General features: G+C 61.3%; 15 protein-coding genes. 6 read left to right on the top strand and 9 right to left on the bottom strand.

Annotated features, from left to right (window positions below; translation table 11 throughout):
• Positions 1-3 precede the first annotated feature (3 nt).
• From QD409_RS20565 to QD409_RS20555, 3 genes are all read left to right on the top strand, one after another.
• Positions 4-912, top strand: coding sequence for an amino acid--[acyl-carrier-protein] ligase (locus QD409_RS20565; RefSeq protein ID WP_430763538.1), 909 nt, complete (start codon positions 4-6; stop codon positions 910-912).
• An 8-nt stretch (positions 913-920) separates the two neighbouring features.
• Positions 921-1,880: a DUF1839 family protein gene (locus tag QD409_RS20560; RefSeq protein WP_430763537.1), complete on the top strand. Its 960-nt coding sequence runs from the start codon at positions 921-923 to the stop codon at positions 1,878-1,880.
• Between the two features lie 76 nt (positions 1,881-1,956).
• Entirely contained in the window at positions 1,957-4,425 is a 2,469-nt protein-coding gene (locus QD409_RS20555) for a glycoside hydrolase family 2 protein (RefSeq protein ID WP_430763536.1), read from the top strand.
• A gap of 73 nt (positions 4,426-4,498) precedes the next feature.
• Here the strand turns inward: QD409_RS20555 and QD409_RS20550 are convergent, their stop codons facing one another.
• The 6 genes from QD409_RS20550 to QD409_RS20525 all read right to left on the bottom strand — a co-directional run bounded on the left by QD409_RS20550 (position 4,499) and on the right by QD409_RS20525 (position 10,934).
• Complete coding sequence (locus QD409_RS20550; RefSeq protein ID WP_092848327.1) at positions 4,499-5,578, bottom strand: ABC transporter ATP-binding protein; 1,080 nt, start codon at positions 5,576-5,578, stop codon at positions 4,499-4,501.
• A 44-nt stretch (positions 5,579-5,622) separates the two neighbouring features.
• Entirely contained in the window at positions 5,623-6,693 is a 1,071-nt protein-coding gene (locus tag QD409_RS20545) for a Gfo/Idh/MocA family protein (protein WP_430763535.1), read from the bottom strand.
• 7 nt (positions 6,694-6,700) lie between these two features.
• Positions 6,701-7,726, bottom strand: coding sequence for a Gfo/Idh/MocA family protein (locus QD409_RS20540; protein ID WP_430763534.1), 1,026 nt, complete (start codon positions 7,724-7,726; stop codon positions 6,701-6,703).
• A 74-nt stretch (positions 7,727-7,800) separates the two neighbouring features.
• A complete protein-coding gene (locus QD409_RS20535; protein ID WP_245298003.1) occupies positions 7,801-8,649 on the bottom strand; it encodes a carbohydrate ABC transporter permease in 849 nt (282 codons plus the stop codon).
• 28 nt (positions 8,650-8,677) lie between these two features.
• Complete coding sequence (locus QD409_RS20530) at positions 8,678-9,613, bottom strand: carbohydrate ABC transporter permease (protein WP_430763562.1); 936 nt, start codon at positions 9,611-9,613, stop codon at positions 8,678-8,680.
• Positions 9,614-9,650: 37 nt separating this feature from the next.
• A complete protein-coding gene (locus QD409_RS20525; protein ID WP_430763533.1) occupies positions 9,651-10,934 on the bottom strand; it encodes an ABC transporter substrate-binding protein in 1,284 nt (427 codons plus the stop codon).
• A gap of 180 nt (positions 10,935-11,114) precedes the next feature.
• On the opposite strand from QD409_RS20525, the gene QD409_RS20520 reads away from it, so the two are divergent.
• The 3 genes from QD409_RS20520 (at position 11,115) to QD409_RS20510 (ending at position 15,082) form a co-directional block, all read left to right on the top strand.
• The gene (locus tag QD409_RS20520) at positions 11,115-11,810 is read left to right on the top strand and encodes a TetR/AcrR family transcriptional regulator (protein WP_430763532.1); all 696 of its coding nucleotides are present in this window, start codon (positions 11,115-11,117) and stop codon (positions 11,808-11,810) included.
• A gap of 426 nt (positions 11,811-12,236) precedes the next feature.
• Entirely contained in the window at positions 12,237-13,658 is a 1,422-nt protein-coding gene (locus QD409_RS20515; protein ID WP_430763531.1) for a mandelate racemase, read from the top strand.
• 161 nt (positions 13,659-13,819) lie between these two features.
• Positions 13,820-15,082 carry a Gfo/Idh/MocA family protein gene (locus QD409_RS20510; RefSeq protein ID WP_430763530.1) on the top strand — a complete coding sequence of 421 codons (1,263 nt, stop codon included), beginning with the start codon at positions 13,820-13,822 and terminating at the stop codon, positions 15,080-15,082.
• Between the two features lie 50 nt (positions 15,083-15,132).
• Here QD409_RS20510 and QD409_RS20505 read toward each other — a convergent pair whose 3' ends face one another.
• From QD409_RS20505 to QD409_RS20495, 3 genes are all read right to left on the bottom strand, one after another.
• The gene (locus QD409_RS20505; RefSeq protein ID WP_004126901.1) at positions 15,133-15,720 is read right to left on the bottom strand and encodes a transglycosylase SLT domain-containing protein; all 588 of its coding nucleotides are present in this window, start codon (positions 15,718-15,720) and stop codon (positions 15,133-15,135) included.
• Between the two features lie 114 nt (positions 15,721-15,834).
• On the bottom strand, positions 15,835-16,860 hold the full coding sequence (locus tag QD409_RS20500; RefSeq protein ID WP_430763529.1) for a hydroxyacid dehydrogenase: 1,026 nt from the start codon (positions 16,858-16,860) through the stop codon (positions 15,835-15,837).
• A complete protein-coding gene (locus QD409_RS20495) occupies positions 16,857-18,713 on the bottom strand; it encodes a DUF2264 domain-containing protein (protein ID WP_430763561.1) in 1,857 nt (618 codons plus the stop codon). The genes QD409_RS20500 and QD409_RS20495 overlap by 4 nt, the downstream gene beginning before the upstream one ends.
• Positions 18,714-18,728: the final 15 nt, after the last annotated feature.

Genomic DNA, 18,728 nt, shown 5'->3' with positions numbered 1-18,728 from the left:
GTCATGGATATGCAAACCTCGTTTCTCGATCGCCTTTTCGAATCCGGCCTTCTGATCGACACTGGCGTTGACGGTCTCTACGGCCGCAGCGGCCAGTTCGAAGACGTCATTTCCGCCTTCGAGCGTCTGATCGACAAGTTCGGCGGCGCCGATGGCGCCGAAGCCATCCGCTTTCCGCCCGGCATGAACCGCGCTTTCTTCGAAACGAGCGGCTACATGAAGAGCTTCCCGCAGCTTGCCGGCACGGTGCACAGCTTCTGCGGCAACGAGCTCGACCATATGAGCCTGTTGAAGTGCATGGAAGTCGGCGACGACTGGACGAAAGACCAGCAGGCGACCGACATCGTGCTGACGCCGGCTGCCTGCTATCCGCTCTATCCGACGGTTGCCAAGCGCGGCGCGATTCCGGAAAACGGCGCGCTCTATGATCTGCAGTCCTATTGCTTCCGCCACGAGCCCTCCAAGGATCCGGCCCGCCAGCAGCTCTTCCGCATGCGCGAATATGTCTGCATGGGTAGCGAAAAGCATGTGACGGATTTCCGTCAGAGCTGGATGGACCGCGGCGTCGAGATGATGAAGGCCGTCGGTCTCGACGTGACCATCGACGTCGCTAACGACCCCTTCTTCGGCCGCGCCGGCAAGATGCTTGCCAACAACCAGCGCGACCAGAACCTGAAGTTCGAACTGCTGATCCCGATCACCTCTGTCGCCAAGCCGACCGCCTGCATGAGCTTCAACTACCATCAGGATGCCTTCGGCACGAAGTGGGGCCTGAACTTTGCCGACGGCGGCGTCGTGCACACGGCCTGCGTCGGCTTCGGCCTAGAGCGCATTGCGCTGGCGCTGTTCCATACTCACGGTCTCGACGTCAAGGAATGGCCCGAGAGCGTGCGCAAGGCGCTGTGGGGCTGATCGCTTCCATGGCTGCCGTATTTCAGGGACTGGACCCCACCGCCTACAAGCCGCATGCGTTGCACGATAGCGAGCGCATGTGGCCCGAGACGAACTGCTACATCGATCTCTGGATCGAGGTGCTCTCAAGTCTGAAATTGCCGCCGGAAGCCATGCTTGGTTTCACTGTGACACAGGATTTCGAGGGTGACCAGTTCACCTTCTTCAAGGTGCCGCTCGAAGATCTGGAAGCGCTCTATGGTGTGCGCTGCACCGAGCTTGCGATCTACGACAAGGTCCAGAACCATTTCGCCGAGCAGATCGGCCGCGGCCGGCTCTGCCTGGTGGAAATGGATTCCTTCTTCATGCCGGATACGCAAGGCGTCGGCTATCGCCGCGAACACGGCAAGACGACGGTGGCGATCAACCGGCTTGATATGGCGGGCCGCACGCTCGACTATTTCCACAATGGCGGGTTCTTCCAGCTGTCGGGGGAGGATTTCGACGGGCTGTTCCAGCTGCATCTGACGGATGAGGACTTGCCCTTCCTGCCCTATACGGAATTTGCCAAGTTTCCTGAGAAGGCGCCGGGCGAAGCCGCGATCCGCCAGACCGCACAGCAGCTCCTGTCCTTCCATTTCCGCCGTCGCCCGAAGGCCAACCCGATCCGTGCCTTTGCAGAGGTCTTCCCCGTGCAGGTGGAAGGGGTTGCGGAACGGCCTTTCGGCTTCTTCCATAAATATGCCTTCAACACGCTGCGTCAGCTCGGCGCAAATTTCGAGCTGGCCGGCAGCCACTTCGATTGGCTCTCGGCAGATTTGTCCGATGCGGCGGGAGAGGCGCGGAAAATTTCCGAGATGGCGAAGTCGGTGCAGTTCCAGCTTGCCCGCGCCATCACGCGCAAGAAATTCGAGCCGTTGCGCACAGCCCTTGATCCGGCTGCCGATGCATGGGATGCCATGATGGGCGAGCTCGAACGGAAGCTTTGACCTGCTTCCGTTCGATCGCGATACGGCTGGGTCATTTCTGAAAATATTGGGGCGGGGACATTCCCCGGAAGATGTCATGGGCGGGCGCTTGGCGGATCTCGGCGGCGGAATGCAGCTGAGCGAAGGTTGGAATCTGGTGTTGACGGATGCGGGCACCTGCGACTCGCCTTCTGATGTGCCGCTGACGTCAGGCTTCATTCCTGCACCGGTGCCAGGCACGGTGGCTGAAGCCTTGGAAAAGGTCGGGCGTTTGGACCGGACGAAGCATGAGCCTCTTCACGACCATGATGCCTGGTACATCTGCCGTCTGGTGGATGCCGAGGCCGGAGAGGCGGTTTTGCGGCTGGAAGGGCTGGCGACGCTCTGCGAAGTCTTCCTGAACGGCCAGCAAATCCTCGTTTCCGAAAGCATGTTCGAGGCCCATGACGTCGAGGTCACCCTGCTTGGCGGCGACGAGCTGGCCCTCTGCTTCCGTGCCTTGGAACCGAAGCTCTCCGCGCCGGGACCTCGCGCCCGCTGGCGGCCGCAGATGATTACGCCGCAAGGTCTGCGCATGGTGCGCACGACGCTGCTCGGCCATATGCCAGGCTGGTGCCCGGAGGTTCAGGCCGTCGGCCCGTGGCGGCCGATTTCGCTGTTGCGGCCGCGCGCGCGCGTCATTCGCGATCTCTCCTTGCGGCCTGACCTGCTCGAGAACGGTGAGGGCAGGCTCTATGCTTCGCTTTCGATTGAGGGCGATGTCGAAGATCTGGTGCTGAAATGCGGGGAGACTGAGCAGGCGTTCGAGAAGGATGGTGCCGGTCGCTATACCGCAATCCTGAAAATTCCCGATGTGGTACCGTGGTGGCCGCATACGCATGGTGTGCCGCAGCTTCACGATGTCACGCTCATCGTCGATGGTGTCGAGCACGCGCTCGGGCAGACCGGTTTTCGCCGGCTGTCGGTCGATCGCGGTGCCGACGGGCAGGATTTCGCGCTGATCGTCAATGGTGAGCGGATTTTCTGCCGGGGCGCGGTGTGGACCACGGCCGATATCGTGCGCTTGCCCGGTGGTCGCGAGGATTACGAACCCTGGCTGCGGCTGGCGGCCGAGGCCGGCATGAACATGATCCGCATCGGCGGCACAATGGCCTATGAAGCGCCGGAGTTCTTCCGCCTCTGCGGCGAACTGGGCCTGCTGGTCTGGCAGGATTTCATGTTCGCCAATTTCGACTATCCGAAGAACGACAAGGTCTTCAGTGCCCATGTCGAAACGGAGGTTTCGCAGCTTTTGAGCCGCACGCGCCTGTCGCCTTCGCTGGCGGTGCTTTGCGGCGGCAGCGAGATTCACCAGCAGGCCGCCATGATGGGCCTGCCCGAACAGTTCTGGCAAAGCCCTGTTGTCGAGGAGATCATCCCTCCGCTGGTGCAGTCGCTTCGTCCCGATGTGCCTTATGTCGTCAATTCGCCCTCCGGCGGCGCCATGCCTTTTTCGCCGAATGCCGGCGTCACGCATTATTATGGCGTCGGTGCCTATATGCGGCCGCTCGCCGATGCGCGCCGTGCCGACGTCCGATTTGCCGCCGAAAGCCTGGCTTTCGCGCATGTGCCGCAAGCCCGCACGCTCGGCCGGCATCTGCCGGTTCCCGCTGTCCATAGCCCGCTATGGAAGGAGCGCGTGCCGCGCGATCGCGGAGCATCCTGGGATTTCGAGGACGTGCGCGATTATTATCTTCAGGAGATTTATGGCTTCGAGCCCAACCGTTTGCGGCGGGAAGATCCCGATCTCTATCTCAACCTTTCGCGGGCTGTGACCGGCGAGGTGGCCGAAGAGACCTATGCCGAGTGGCGCCGCCAGGGCTCCGGCTGCAACGGCGCGCTTGTCTGGACGCTGCAGGACCTGCTTCCCGGCGCCGGCTGGGGTGTGATCGATTCGACCGGCGAGCCGAAGCCGGTCTGGTATGGGCTGCGCCGCGCCTTCAGGCCGGTTCAAGTGTTGTTGATGGACGAGGGCACCAATGGTCTCGACGTGCACATCGTCAACGAAAGCGATGCCGCGCTCGATCTGACGCTCGAGGTCTCCTGCCTGCGCGACGGCCGTCAGATTGTCGTGGGAGGCGGGCGCGACCTGGTGGTCGAAGCGCGCGGCAAACAAAAGATAGCCTGCACTGATCTTTTCGGCGCTTTCTTCGATACGACCTACGCTTTCCGCTTCGGGCCGCCGTCGCATGATGTCACCGTGGCACGTCTGACGGCGCCAGCGACCGGCGCGATGATCGCCCAGGCCTTTTACTTCCCGCTTGGACGCACCAAAGCGTTTCACGATGCCGAGATCACGGCATTGGCGGTTCAGGAGGGTGAAGACTGGTTCCTCGATCTGAGCGCCGATCGGCTGGCGCAATCGGTGCAGATCGATTTGGAAGCCTACCGGGCTGAGGATGACTGGTTCCATCTCGCGCCCGGCAGCAGGCGGCTTCGGCTGCACCGGCGGGACGGCATCTCGGCCGATGCCATTCCAACGGGCCAGATCCGCACGATCGGCAGCCGGCGGATCGTTGAAATCTGATCAAGGTGCGGCGAGCGCTGATTTGTCTCGCCCTCGGCGGGCGAGATGGGCCCCATCCGCGTCAACAATCCTCCTACAGCGTCACCCCATCCGGCCCGAACAGATGGCAGCGCTCGGGATCGATATGGATACTGACCGTTTCTCCGGCGCGGATCGCCTGTTGATCTTCCAACGCGATCGTCAGCGCCTGGCCGCCATGTAGGGTGACATAAAGGATCGTCTGGCCGCCCAGATGCTCGACGAGATCGACACGGGCATTGCCGAGCGACAGACCGCGATCGCCGACATTCAGATGCTCCGGACGGGCGCCGAGGGTGACGGGCTGCCCCGGCTGGAGGCCGCCCAGCCGACGCGGCAGGCGCACCGTCTGGCCGGCAAGATCGATGACGGCGGAGCCGTCGTCTGAGGCAACGATCTTAGCGTCGAGGAAGTTCATCTTCGGCGAGCCGATGAAGCCGGCGACGAACTTGTTCTTAGGCTTGTTGTAGAGGTCGAGCGGTGCGCCCACCTGCTCGATCTTGCCGCCATTGAGCACGACGATCTTATCGGCCATGGTCATGGCTTCGGTCTGGTCGTGGGTCACGTAGATCATGGTGTTGCCGAGCCGCTGGTGCAGGCGGGCGATCTCGACGCGCATCTGCACGCGCAGTTCCGCATCGAGGTTCGAGAGTGGCTCGTCGAAGAGGAAGATATTCGGTTCGCGCACGATGGCGCGGCCGATGGCGACGCGCTGGCGCTGACCGCCGGAAAGCTGCTTCGGCTTGCGCTGCAGCAGCTGCGTGATCTGCAGAACCTCGGCCGCCTTTTCGACGCGCGGCTGGATCTCATGCTTCTTCATGCCGGCGGTTTCGAGGCCGAAGGCAAGGTTCTTGTAGACGCTCATATGCGGGTAGAGCGCATAGGACTGGAACACCATGGCAATGCCGCGCTTGGAGGCGGGGACATCGTTCATGCGGCTGCCGTCGAGATAGAGCCCGCCGCCGGAAATCGGTTCCAGCCCGGCGATCATGCGCAGCAGCGTGGACTTGCCGCAGCCGGAGGGGCCGACGAAGACGGTAAATTCGCCCGGCTCGATTTCCAGGTCGATCCCGTGAACCACCTGAAGCTCGCCATAGCGCTTGATAACCTTCTGCAGCGATACGCTTGTCGCCATGGGCGCTTCCTCCTTGTTGGTTCTGATGGCTCGCGGGGCAACACTCATGTCGGCCTCCAGCTCTTGTATTTTGCGCTTTCCGGGCCGACTGGGAAGCGGACTTCGGTGCGCGTTTCCGACGATTCGTAGAATGCCGTCACCAGTTCCAAGGCCTGGCGGGCATCGACTGTCGTCACCGGCAACGGTCCGCCCGATACCAGCGCTCCGTGGAACAGTTTCATCTGCGTGTTGAAGCGGATCGGGATCGGCGACCAGCCGTCGAGCAGCGCATCGATCTTTGCCGCAACTTCGTCATTGGCCGGAACGATCTTCCAGGGATCCTGGCCCGGGCTGTAGGGCTCGTGATTGCTCTCGATCAAGACGTTTTCGAAGCAGAGGCGCAGGCGGCTGATCTGCTCCTGCGAGCCGAGCGTGGCGCTGATGGTGGCGAGCGCGCCGTTTTCCATCAGCAGGCTAGCGCTGGCGCAATCCTCCACCTCGATGTCGTTGACGCGAGTGGCGACACGGCCGAAGAGACCCGCGATCGGCCCCATCAGATAGGTCAGCATGTCATGCAGATGGATGGAGTGCGTCATCAGCACGCCGCCAAGCTCGGTGTCCCACTTGCCGCGCCAGGGGACCGCATAGTAGTCGGCGCCGCGGACCCAGTGCGTTTCCGAAGTCGCGACATAGGGCTTGCCGGCGATGCCGGCGTCGATGATGCGTTTGGCCTTCTGGATGCCGTCGCCGTAGCGATACTGGAAGATCGGCATCAGCCGGCCCTTAGAGGTCTTCTCCGCCGCGATGACGGCGTCGACATCGGCGAGCGAGCCGACGAGCGGCTTCTCGCAGACTACATGCTTGCCGGCCGCAAGCGCCTGCATGATGAGCTGGAAATGCGAGCCGGGCGGCGTGCAGATATCGATGATGTCGATATCGGGCATGTTCAGGACTTCGGAGAAATCCTTGAGGCGCTTGCCGATGCCGAATTCGTCGCCGACCGCGTTCAGGCGCTCCTCGTTCAGATCGCAGAGAGCGGCAACTTCGAAACGATCAGAGTGAGGCAGATAGCCTTCAACGATGTGGGAGCGGCCGATGCCGAGACCGATGATCGCGACTTTCTTTACGTCGGACATATCGCAATTACCTCTGAATGCTGTTGAGCGATGTTGCCTCGGCGAGCGCCTGCGCCTTCAGCGCCAGCTCCATGGCCTTGAAGCAATGTTCCTGGCCCATCGCCGTTTCGGTGCGGTCTCTTATGTCGGCGGCAAGCTGGCGGCCGTAGGGCAGGTGGAAGCCGGTGCAGTCGATATGCTGCATGCCCTTGCGGTCGGTGAGGAAGAGATGATCCGTGCCGGGCCGGCCGGCGACGTCGATATATTTGCGCAGCTCGATCGTGCCTTCGGTGCCGACGATGAAGAGACGGCCGTCGCCCCAGGTGGAAAGACCATCCGGCGTGAACCAGTCGACACGGACATAGCCGGTGACGTCAGGCGTGCGCAGGTGAAAATCGCCATAGTCCTGCAGGCCGGGCGTATCGGGGTTGGCGCGGTTGGACACCGTCGCCGACAGCACCTCGGCTTCCAGCGAGCCGGCAAAGAACAGGAACTGCTCGCATTGATGCGAGGCGATGTCGGTGATGATGCCGCCGTAGCGCTTGCGGTCGAAGAACCAGTCCGGCCGGGTCGGCTTGCGCAGCCGGTGCGGCCCAAGGCCCGTCGTGTGGATGACCTTGCCGATGGCGCCGGCTTTCACCAGCTCGCCGGCCTTGACGGTCGATGCCGTCTCGAAATGCTCGGAATAGAGAATGGAGACAATGCGCTTGGTCTCGGCCTGCACCGTTCGGACGTCCGCAAGCTGATCCAGCGTCACCATGCCGGGCTTGTCGAGCATCACGTCCTTGCCGTGGCGCATGGCCTCGATGGCAAGGCCCGACCGTTCGCTGGAAATGGCGGCGCTGACGATGAGCGCGATGGAGCGATCCTCGAGGATTTCCCTTTTGTCGGCGACGCGTTTCGCTTGTGGAAAGCGCCCGGCGAAGACGGCAGCGAGGTCGTCCTCCACCGCATGGAAGGCGACGAGTTCGGCGCCGGCCCGCAGCATGACGTTGACTTGGCCGTAGATGTGATCGTGATTGAGGCCGATGGCGGCAAAGCGCAGCGCGCTCATGCGACATTTCCTTTCAGTGGGTTTCCTTGATTGCAATCCCAAATCTCGGGTGCTTGGGACTGCAGAGTTTATAATCAGCGTTTGAGGCCGGCGGTCGCGATGCCGTCGATCAGCAGCCTCTGGAAGAACAGGAAGATCAGGAAGACCGGGATCAGCGACAGGCTCGACATGGCAAACAGGCTGCTCCAATCGGAACTTCCGGTGGAGTCGACGAAGGAGCGCAAGCCGAGCTGTACCGTGTAGGTATTAATGTCGGAGAGATAGATCAGCGGCCCAAAGAAATCGTCCCAGGTCCAGATGAAGGAGAAGATGGCGGCCGTTGCCAGCACCGGCAGCGACAGCGGCAGCATGATGCGCCAGTAGATACGCCACGCGCTGCAACCGTCCATCATGGCAGCCTCGTCCAGTTCGCGGGGAATGCCGCGGAAGAACTGCACCATCAGGAAGATGAAGAAGGCGTCGACCGCAAGGAATTTCGGCACGACGAGCGGCAGCATCGTCTTCACCCAGCCGAGCTTGAGGAAGAGGATATATTGCGGGATCAGCGTGACGTGATAGGGCAGCATCAGCGTGCCCAGCATCAGGGCGAACCAGAAATTCTTGCCCCAGAAATTCAGCCGGGCGAAGGCATAGGCCGCCAGCGAGCAGGAAATCACGTTGCCGATGACCGAAAGCACGGCGATGACGGCGGAATTCCAGACGAATTTGCCGAAAGTGACCTGCCCGCCGAACCAGCCGCGGGCATAGGCGCTGAAATCAAATTGCGAGGGGATCAGCGATGCCGTGCCAAAGATCTCGTTCTGGTCCTTGATCGAACCGGAGAGCATCCACAGCAGCGGATAGAGCATCACGATCGATGCGGCGATGAGGGCGATATGGATGAGGACGGAGAGGAACCACGGGCGTTCGCGCGGCGGCTTCATGTCCTCGGCAAAATAGGTGAGCTTCGCGTCAGTCATCGTAGTGGACCCAATAACGAGCGGAGAGGAAGGAGAAGGTGGTGAAGATGGCGATGATGATCACCAAGACCCAGGCGAGTGCTGCGGCATAGCCCATGCGGAAATAACCGAAGGCTTCCTGATAGAGATAGAGCGTATAGAACAGCGTCGAGTCGATCGGTCCGCCGGTGCCGGAGGAAATCACATAGGCCGGCGTGAAAGCCTTGAAGGCGTCGATCGTCTGGACCACGGCATTGAAGAAGATGACGGGTGTCAAAAGCGGCAGGGTGATCTTGAAGAAAATCCGCGCCTTGGAGGCGCCATCGAGACTGGCGGCCTCGTAGAGATCAGTCGGGATCTGGCGCAGGCCGGCGAGGAAGATAATCATCGGCGAGCCGAACTGCCAGATGGCCAGGATCACAAGCGTATAGAGCGAATAATCCGGATTGGAGATCCAGCTCGGCCCGTTGATGCCGAAGACATACCACAGCAGGGTGTTGACGATGCCGTCGGCATCGAAGATCTGCCGCCAGAGCACGGCGATGGCGACGCTGGAGCCGAGCAGCGACGGCAGATAGAAGATGGCACGGTAGACCGGCAAGCCCTTGATGCCGCGGTTCAGCAGCAGCGCCACCAGAAGCGCGAAGGCCAGCTTCAGCGGCACGGAACAGACGACGTAGAACAGCGTCACCTTCATCGACGACAGGAATTTGTCGTCTGCCGTCGCGATCCGTACGTAATTGTCGATGCCGACGAGGTTCGGCGACTGGAGCAGATTGTAGTCAGTGAAGGACAGGTAGAGCGAGGCGATGGCCGGCCCAAGGGTCAGTCCGAAGAAGCCGATGAACCACGGCAGAAGGAAGAGATAGCCAGGCGCGTTGCGCGCGAACGCGCTTGGCGCCTTATAGGTGGTTTCCACGCGCAACGGCGCGGGCGCGCCGACGGCCAAGCCGCCGGCAACGCTCTTGCTGTTTGTACCCACGGTATCAGCCTCGCGTAATGTTTGCTGCTGCCTGTTCGGTGAACTTCGCACCAGCGTCTTGTACGCTGGATTTGCCGAAGGCCGCTTCCTCGGCGATCTTCTTCAGCAGGAATGCATTCTCGCCGGCGCCGTTCGGCGGAGACGGCGGCAGTGCCCCGACATGTGACGTCAGCCGGCCGATGTAATCGACGACCTGCTTGCTGACCGCATCCAGATCCGGAGTGAGAAGATCACGGATCTTCGGCGAAGGAGGAACGCCGCGCTCGACACCGAGCGTCTTGGCACCCTCCGGATTTTCTACCAGGTAGTTGACGAAGGCGACGGCGGCGTCCTTGTTCGGGGAGGTTGCCGAAACCGACATCAGCATCGAGGGTTTCAAATATTGTCCCGGTTTACTATCAGCATTGGCCGGATAGGAGACGAGATCGAGCTTTTCCTTGACCAGGCCCTGAATGGCGACGAACTGGTTGGAATGGGCGTAGCTGACAGCTGCCTTCTTCGTTACGAGCATATCGGTTTCGAGGGTCTGTTGATCGAGTGCCTGCGCATCAGCCGGCACGCAGGCGCCGATCTTGCGCATATGGCCCCAGAAGTCGAACCAGTCGGCCGCATCCTTGGCCTCGAAGGCCAGTTTGCCGTCGGCGGTATAGAGCGCCTTGCCGCGCTGACGTAGCCAGCATTCGAAGGCGGGCTCCAGGCCACTCGCGTCGGCCGTGCCGTAGAAACCGCGCCGCTTTTTGGCGGCCGTCACCTTAGCGCAGGCATCGCCGAGCTCTTCCCAGGTGATGCCGTCATGCGGCTGTTCGACACCGGCTTCCTTCCAGGCCGCGGCATTGACGACGACCATAGAGGAATTCACGCCGAGGCTGACGCCATAGATCTTGTTGTCGACCTTGCCGGAATCGATGTTGGCGGCGCCGAAATCCTCGATCGCCAGGCTCTTGCCGAGATAGGGCGTCATGTCGAGCAGCGCGCCGCGGCGGGCATATTCGAAGATGTAGCGATAATCCATCTGGATGAGATCGGGGGCATTGCCGCCGCCGGTCTGGGTGGCGAGACGCGTCCAATAGCTGTCCCAGCCGAAGGATTCACCGGCGATGGTGACATCCGGGTTCTTGGCCTGATAGGCCTTTACCGCCGCAAATGTGCGGTCGCTACGCTCCTTCGATCCCCACCAAAGAAGGCGCATCGCGGTTGCCGCATTGGCGCGGGAAAGTCCGATACTGCTGAAAGCTAGTGTGGCTGCCATGCCGGCAAGCATCTGCCGGCGGTCGATCGTCAACGTCATCCTGGTCTCCTCCCCAGCGAACCGATGATTTACGAACTGCTTTGCATCATATAACTATTTGGTTACAAGTTGGATAGAAACGCGACCGCTGTCAAGCGCCAATCGCATTGCAATCAAAACGGGGCATGCGGGAGCCGTCGGCATCCATCGCAGAGGTACCGGCCGGGAAGGAGATCGTCCATGGCGGGCAGAGCGAGGCAACAGACTGAAAATGCAGCACAAGAGGATGTCGCCGAGGCCGCGGGGAAGCGGCGGAGGAAGGTCTCGCGCAACCCGCAGCGCACTCATGCGGCGATCCTCGACGCGGCGACGGAAGAATTTGCCGCGCACGGCTTTGGCGGCGCCAGGGTGGATGCGATCGCTGCGCGGGCGCAGACCAACAAGCGTATGCTTTATCTCTATTTCGGCGATAAGGAGGGGCTCTATCTCGCCGTGCTGGAGGCGACCTATGCGACGATCCGTAACGCCGAAAAGCAGCTCAATCTTGCTCACCGCCATCCGGAAGACGGAATGCGGGAGCTTGCTCTCTTCACCTGGCAGCATTTTCTTGCGCATCCGGAGTTTCTGAGCCTGCTTGCCACGGAAAACCTGCACCAGGCGCATTATCTGCGCCGCTCCGAAAAAGTCTCGGTCATGCATTCCCATCTCATCGACGAGCTTTCGGATGTGCTGCGTCGCGGGGAGGCGCTCGGCATTTTTCGGCCGGCCGTCGATCCGATATCCGTCTATCTCACGATCGCAGCGCTCGGCTTCTTCTATCTGTCGAACCGCCACACGTTGTCGACGATTTTCGCGCGCAAGCTGACGGCGCCGGATGCGCTGAATGCCTGGGGAGAGCACATCGTTGCGGTCACGCTTGCTTCGATTCGGGCGTAAAGTGCTCGAGGGTGCGGAGACTTCCGACGCCTTCGAGAAATTTTCAAAATACGATTGACAAGGCTGGAGCTATCGCGCGATCTTGTAACCATATAGTTACATTTCTTAGGTGGCCAAACATTTGCTTTCCCTGATTTCGAAGGGAAAAGGGAGCGGAGGAGAAATCGTGAAGTGTATTGGCCACAATGTGTGACGTGGCTGGCGATGTGAAAAATTTCTTCTGCGACTATCCGAATGGCCGTTCGCCCCGTTGAAACGGGGATAGGGGGCGACAGTGCAAACTGGTTCGCTGTTTTCGATCTGGGGGATGCACGAATTGAAAAGCCCCCTCTCCCCGCCTGCGGGGAGAGGGTTGGGATGAGGGGCCATGCACCTGGCGCATACACGAACAGACTTGCCTGAAAATCACAGGAGCAGACTAGCATCATGACCGATCCATTGAAAATCAGGCTTGTCGAGGCCGAGACATTCGAACGCCCGGTCAAGCTGCGGCTTCCCTTCCGCTTCGGAGCGGCGACCTTGCGGGAGGCACGGCAGGTTTTTCTGCGCGTGCGTATCGAGGATACGTTTGGGCGCTCGGTCGAGGGGATGGCGGCCGAACTGATGGTGCCGAAATGGTTCGACAAGTCGCCCGCGCTTTCCAATGCCGACAATGAAAACCAGCTTCGCCGTTCGCTGGCACTGGCGCTTGATGCGCTAAGGAGTGCAGGGGCGGGAACGGCTTTCGGCCTACACGCGGCCGTCGAAGCATCGCATCATGCTCGGGCAGCGGCTGAGAAGCTGAATGGGCTTGTCGCCTCCTTCGGCTTGGCACTTGCCAATCGAGCAATTCTCGATGCGCTCTGCCGTCTTGAAGGGCTGACGGTTACGCAGGCGATCAAGGAGAACCGTCCGGGTATTGATGCATCCACGGCGCGCGATCTCTCAGGCTTCGATCTCTCCGGTTTCCTGTCGACATTGCAGCCGGCGGCAAGCCTTGCCGCCCGCCACACTGTCGGTCTGGTCGATGCTATCGTGCCTGGCGATATCCAAGCGAGTGAGCGTCTGAATGACGGCCTGCCGGAGAGTTTCGAGGAGGCGATCGACGCCTATGGCCTGACCTTCTTCAAGGTCAAGGTTTCCGGCGTCCCCGAGGCCGATATCGATCGTCTCTGCCGCGTTGCTGCTGTCATCGATGCCAAGGTGCCTACCTATTCCGTGACGCTTGACGGCAACGAACAATTTTCATCTGCGGAAGCGGTCGCCGATTTGCTGGCTCGCGTGAAAGAGGAGCCCAGGCTGGCGCGGTTTGCTGCGTCGATCCTGTTCGTCGAGCAGCCGATTGCCCGCGCCCATGCCTTCGAGAAGCCGGTGAAGGCACTTGCCGCCTTCAAGCCAGTGGAGATCGACGAATCCGATGCCGACATCGATGCTTTCGTCACGGCGAGGGGGCTCGGCTATACCGGGATCTCCTCGAAATCCTGCAAGGGTTTCTATCGTTCGCTATTGAACCGGGCGCGTGTCGCCAAATGGAGTGCTGAGGACTGTATGCCCTATTTCATGTCGGCGGAGGATCTGACGACGCAGGGCGGCCTTGCCGTGCAGCAGGACCTAGCGCTGGCATCGCTGATCGGCATGACGCATATCGAGCGCAACGGCCATCACTATGTCGACGGCATGGCCGGCGCGCCAGAAGCCGAGCAGGGCGCCTTCGCCGAAGCGCATTCCGATCTCTACCGCGTCAGCAATGGCCGCACGCGGCTGCGGATCGAGGCCGGACAGCTCGCTATCGGCTCCGTCATCGGCGCTGTCGGTCTTGGTTCGTCGGTTGCGCCGGACTGGAAGGCGATGGAGAGGTCGCCGACGTAAGATTTTGGTTAGGGTCATGAGGATTTTGATGTCCTCTCGAGCATGGCCCCCCACCCTAGCTCTCTCCCCGCGAGCGGGGAGAGGGTCGGGGTGAGGGGCAAACCGCCGAAGAAGGGCCGTCGTGGCCCCATCATCGCTGTTTGCAGAGTCTGGAGGAGCAGATGCAGTCATCGAAGAAACGTTACGTTCTGGTCGGTACGGGCAATCGTGGGGCGACCATGTGGGGCAAGGAGTTGGTCGAGGGCTGGAGCGAGGAGGTCGAGCTTGTCGCCGTCTGCGATCTCAATGCCATGCGTGCGAAGCGGGCGCTGGAATATATCGGCGCATCGGTGCCGATCTATACGGATTTCGACGAGCTGTTACGTGTCGAGAAACCGGATCTCGTCATCGTCTGCACCCGCGATTCCACCCATGACGATCTGATCGTCAAGGCGATGGAGGTGGGCGCCAACGTCATCAGCGAGAAGCCGATGACGACGACCGTCGACAAGATTAAGCGTATTCTCAACGCCGAGGTCCGCACCGGCAAGCGGCTGGATATTTCCTTCAACTACCGTTTTGCGCCGACCTCGGCAAAGATCAAGGAGCTGATCAATTCGGGCGTCATCGGCGACATCACGTCAGTCGATTTCCATTGGTATCTCGACACCAGCCATGGTGCCGACTACTTCCGCCGCTGGCATGCTTTCACGGAAAATTCCGGCAGCCTCTTCGTTCATAAGGCGACGCATCATTTCGATCTTTTGAACTGGTATCTGGATTCCGATCCGGAAACGGTCGCCGCCTTCGCGGATCTCAAGCACTACGGCCGCAAAGGCCCATTCCGCGGCGAGCGCTGTCGTACCTGTCGGTACAAGGATGAGTGCGACTATTATCTCGACATCAGCGCCACGCCGCTGCTGGAAAGCCTCTATGAGGAGCCGTCCACCGTCGACGGCTATCTACGCGATGCCTGCGTTTTCCGGGAGGATATCGATATCCCCGATACGATGGTCGCCTCCATCCGCTATCGCAGCGGCGTCAATGTCTCCTATTCCCTGAATACCTATATGCCGATCGAAGGACATCACATCGCTTTCAACGGCCACAAGGGCCGCATCGAGCTCAGGCAATACGAGAAGCAGAACTGGACGACGCCGCCGGCCGACGAGATCGTCGTGATGAAGAATTTCGGCGATGTCGAGCGCATTTGGGTGCCGCATTCGTCCGGCGGGCACTATGGCGGCGACGACCGGCTGCGCAACATGCTGTTGCGCTCGGGTCCGAACGATGAGCTTAAGCAGCGCGCCGGCTCACGTGCAGGGGCAATGTCGGTTCTCTGCGGCATAGCCGCGCTGCAGAGCAGTCGCAGCGGCCAGCAGGTATCGATCGCCGATATCTGGGGTAAAGATGGCGGCTTGAATTTGTTGGAGCCACGGCCCTAGGGCCGTGGCGCTTTATCCTCGCGGAGGTTGATCTTAACCGGGTGTCGAGATCAGCTGCAGCTCGGCAGCTGCTGCGCGTAGATTCTCGTCATGCCGTTGAAGCGCTTGGCTCCGGCCAACGCGGTCGAATTGCCACGCCATGATCCCTGCAGATAGCCTTTGGCCCCCGAATAATAAGCAAGATAGAGACCATAGGAATCGTTCAGCGGAATGCCGGTCTGCAGGTGCGTCTGGTAGTGATACCAGCCGACAAAGTCGATGGCGTCGGCGAAGTCGGTACGGCTTGCACCCCAATTACCCGTTTCGCGCTTGTATTTGTCCCAGGTGCCGTCGAGTGCCTGCGAATAGCCGTAGGCTGTCGTCGGGCGCTTCCAGGGAATGAAGCCGAGCAGGTAGCGTCTCGGTGGGCGGGCGCGCGGTCGGAAGCCGGATTCCGTGTAGATCGTCGCCATCAGGATCGGCACCGGCACGCCGTACTTCCGCTGCGTGCGGTCGGCGGCCCGCTGCCAGTTGTTGAACCAGCCATCGCGCTGGTCGAAGATCGCGCAGATGTTGCGGGTATGGCGGGGTGCGGTCGCACAGCCCGCCAGCACGCCGAGCAGCATTACGGCCAGAATGGAAAGGACACGGGTACGCATTACTAGAACCTCTTCACTAAAGAGATTGCTAGCGCGGAATGATTAAAAACGAGTTGTTCGCCTGTGCCGAAATGGGGCGATTTCAGGGAGTTTTCATGGATCTGCTGCGGTGCATCATGCCATGCGCGCCATGTCTTCGCGGCGAATTTCGTAGAGCAGTGGTTTGCCCTCGATGAAACGGATGGCTTCCTCGACCGCCATCTCGCCGAGGCGGGTGCGCTCCAGCCCGACGGCTCCGGCAATATGCGGCGTCAGGAAGACATTCGGCAGATCATAGAAGGCCGATGATGCTTCCGGGATTTCCGGATCGGTGACGTCGATGATTGCGTCGATGCGGTCGGTTTTCAGTGTGGCAATCAGGGCCTCTTCATCGACCAGCGCGCCGCGCGCCGTATTGATGAATGTCGCGCCTTCCTTCATCAGCGAGAGGCGGTGCACGTCGATCATGTGCCGGGTTGCCGGCAGGGAAGGTGCATGCAGCGAGACGATATCGGCCGATGCCATCAAGACGTCCAGCTCGGCTTTCTCGACGCCCAGCCTGGCGGCCTCTGTGTCACCGACCATGGGATCGTAAAGCAGGATGCGGTAGTCGAAGTGCGAAAGCAGCTCGATCACCCGCCGGCCGATCCGCGAGGCACCGATGATGCCCACCGTGCGGCGGTAGTTGCCGATGGCCTCGGCCTGCATCGTCAGCGTCCGCGCGCGATTGCGGTCGGCAACGTAGAAATCGCGGAACCGGAAGACCTTCTTGCCGGCGAAGATGATGGCGGCAAGCGTGAATTCGGCAACCGGCAGGGCATTGGCCTGTGCGGCATGGCTGACCAATATGCCGCGATCGAACAGGCTGTCCCCGAGCAGCCCCTTCACCGTGCCAGCGGCGTGGACCACCAGTTTCAGACGTGGCGATAGTGCCAGCGCTGCGGCGTCGATCGTCGGAGCGCCCCAGCCGGTGATCAGGATTTCGGCTTCCGCCAAGAGCTTCGCCGCACGCTCGTCATCGAAGCGTTGCATCGGTGCTGCATCGAGCACGCGCCCAACGGTGCCGAGACGCTGAAGGAGCGCCTCCGGCAGGACGTGCTGCGTGCGCGACGGCTGCATGGCTAGGGCAATGGCGGGACGGCCGGAAGCAAATTGCGTCATGGCAGGCGACCGGGCGCCCCGATGACGCTGACCGTGATCCCCTTGTCACGGATAAGGGCGCGCAGGGCATCGATATCGGGTCGGCCAGGCGGTTTGGTCCAAGTGTGATCGACGGCCGTTTGGTCTTTCTCCGCAAGCACGGCAGAGACGAGAATGGTCTCGCCCGCAGGAATGGTGCCGCGCAGCTGCGGCACCAGCGTCTTGGAAGCGATGAGGTTGGTGTTCGGCGGCGCCTTCTGCGCGATGCCCTGGCGCTTGATCGTCGAGCCAAGATCGAGAATGCCGCTAAAATCCTCTTCGCCGATCGCATAGGCGGCACCGGTTGCGGATGAGAGCGTGTCGGCTTCGAAATCGCGCCTTGCAATGGCAAAGCCGCCTTCCGCCGTCTGCAGCGGCCGCGACGTGGTGATCCGGTGCAGGCGGATATGCCAGGGTGCGGCAGGGACGAGCCATGTCTCCACCGTCACATCCGGATAGGGCGACCACTTCGCATAGAGCGTATCGCCGGCGAGCTTGGCTTCTTCGTTGGTTTCGCGCACGCGGTAATGCAGGTCGTCGTCGCTGAAGGCGAGCATGCTGTCGAAAGCACCGCCGGCAAAGATACGCTCGTCGCTTTCAACGCTGAAGCCATAGCGGGCGGAATAGGCGAATTTCGAGTATTTCTCGGCGCCGAAGCGCATCTGCTGGTTTTCCTGGCCAGAGGAGAGCGCCACGACATCGGCCTTGCCGCGCATCATCACCATGCCGGGATGTTTCTGCGGGACGATAGCCGGCTCACTTTCAAGCGGCTTTTCTTCGGCCGCCCAGAATGGATGCGTTTCGGGCAGCGCCAACGGCAGGAAGGCCTTGAAGGCCCAATAGGGCGAGCCGGCGGAATTGTAGTTTTCCGACATTAGCAGGTTGGGGTAGGCGAAGCCGATCGGCAGGGTGCCGTCGCGGTTGGCGATCGGCTTGTCGGCCCACCAGCGCAGGTGCCGGAGGCACAGTCCCTTGACTTCGCCCCAGGGCAGCGCCTCGACATCGGCAAAGGCGAGCGCCGACCAGAAGCCGGCGCAGGCGAAACGATAGGTCAGGCTCCGGCCGAAGGGGATGGTGGCGCCATCGGGCGCGAACCAATGACGAAAATCCCTAGCGAAAAGCGCGGCGCGCTCGCGGTAGCGCCCGGCACGGTCGTCGTTGACGAGTTTGGAATAGATCAGCCCGTAGAAATGCATGGCGAAGGGAATGTAATGGTCGATGCGCCGGACATTGCCGTCGCGATACCAGCCATCGGCGATGTAGAAGCCGTCCAGCTCGTTGAGATAGCTTTCGGTCAGGCTGCGGTCGAAGGAAGCGCCGAGCCTGTCGAGAGCAATATCGACGAAGATGCGGAAGAATTTCCAGTTGTTGTCGGCATAGTCGAAGGTGCGGGCGTGCTTGAGATAGGCAATCAGATTGTCGCGCGCACGTTGGTCGAGCGGCTCCCAGATCTTTTCGGGCACCAAGGCGAGCGCAAAGCCGAGTGCGGCCAGTTCGACCATGCGCTGATCGCGGCCGTTGACCGTGCCCCAATATTCCGGATGTTTCGGGTCGACGCCATTGGCAAGACCCTCGGCATAGCGATCCCAGTGGTGAAAGCCGCCGCCGCCGGCGCCGAGGGGTGCCAGGCCCCAGAGCGGGCGGGCGAAACCTTCGAGATCGGCAGCGGCGCGGTCGAAATGCGCGCCGGCGCCATCGATGCGGACGCGAGCATTACCTTGTGAGAAATAGGGCAGAAGCGGATTGAACAGGTCGGTCAGCGCACGGCGCATGTCGGCGAGGTTGGCAAGCGGGTTGCCGGCGAGCGGATTGGAGCTGGCGGGGTCGTAGATCATCGGTTCGGCTTTCTC

Origin of the sequence: Rhizobium sp. BR 315 (genome assembly GCF_050577975.1) — a bacterium.
GTDB classification, from domain to species: domain Bacteria; phylum Pseudomonadota; class Alphaproteobacteria; order Rhizobiales; family Rhizobiaceae; genus Rhizobium; species Rhizobium miluonense.
This window is presented reverse-complemented; position numbering and strand designations above follow the sequence as displayed.

Excerpts from the sequence above, each read along its gene's own strand:
- QD409_RS20515 (WP_430763531.1), top strand. The coding sequence starts at position 12,237 with ATGACCGATCCATTGAAAATCAGGCTTGTCGAGGCCGAGACATTCGAA.
- QD409_RS20500 (WP_430763529.1), bottom strand. The coding sequence starts at position 16,860 with ATGACGCAATTTGCTTCCGGCCGTCCCGCCATTGCCCTAGCCATGCAG.
- QD409_RS20525 (WP_430763533.1), bottom strand. The coding sequence starts at position 10,934 with ATGACGTTGACGATCGACCGCCGGCAGATGCTTGCCGGCATGGCAGCC.
- QD409_RS20520 (WP_430763532.1), top strand. The coding sequence starts at position 11,115 with ATGGCGGGCAGAGCGAGGCAACAGACTGAAAATGCAGCACAAGAGGAT.
- QD409_RS20510 (WP_430763530.1), top strand. The coding sequence starts at position 13,820 with ATGCAGTCATCGAAGAAACGTTACGTTCTGGTCGGTACGGGCAATCGT.
- QD409_RS20535 (WP_245298003.1), bottom strand. The coding sequence starts at position 8,649 with ATGAAGCCGCCGCGCGAACGCCCGTGGTTCCTCTCCGTCCTCATCCAT.
- QD409_RS20550 (WP_092848327.1), bottom strand. The coding sequence starts at position 5,578 with ATGGCGACAAGCGTATCGCTGCAGAAGGTTATCAAGCGCTATGGCGAG.
- QD409_RS20505 (WP_004126901.1), bottom strand. The coding sequence starts at position 15,720 with ATGCGTACCCGTGTCCTTTCCATTCTGGCCGTAATGCTGCTCGGCGTG.
- QD409_RS20540 (WP_430763534.1), bottom strand. The coding sequence starts at position 7,726 with ATGAGCGCGCTGCGCTTTGCCGCCATCGGCCTCAATCACGATCACATC.
- QD409_RS20555 (WP_430763536.1), top strand. The coding sequence starts at position 1,957 with ATGGGCGGGCGCTTGGCGGATCTCGGCGGCGGAATGCAGCTGAGCGAA.
- QD409_RS20495 (WP_430763561.1), bottom strand. The coding sequence starts at position 18,713 with ATGATCTACGACCCCGCCAGCTCCAATCCGCTCGCCGGCAACCCGCTT.
- QD409_RS20560 (WP_430763537.1), top strand. The coding sequence starts at position 921 with ATGGCTGCCGTATTTCAGGGACTGGACCCCACCGCCTACAAGCCGCAT.
- QD409_RS20565 (WP_430763538.1), top strand. The coding sequence starts at position 4 with ATGGATATGCAAACCTCGTTTCTCGATCGCCTTTTCGAATCCGGCCTT.
- QD409_RS20545 (WP_430763535.1), bottom strand. The coding sequence starts at position 6,693 with ATGTCCGACGTAAAGAAAGTCGCGATCATCGGTCTCGGCATCGGCCGC.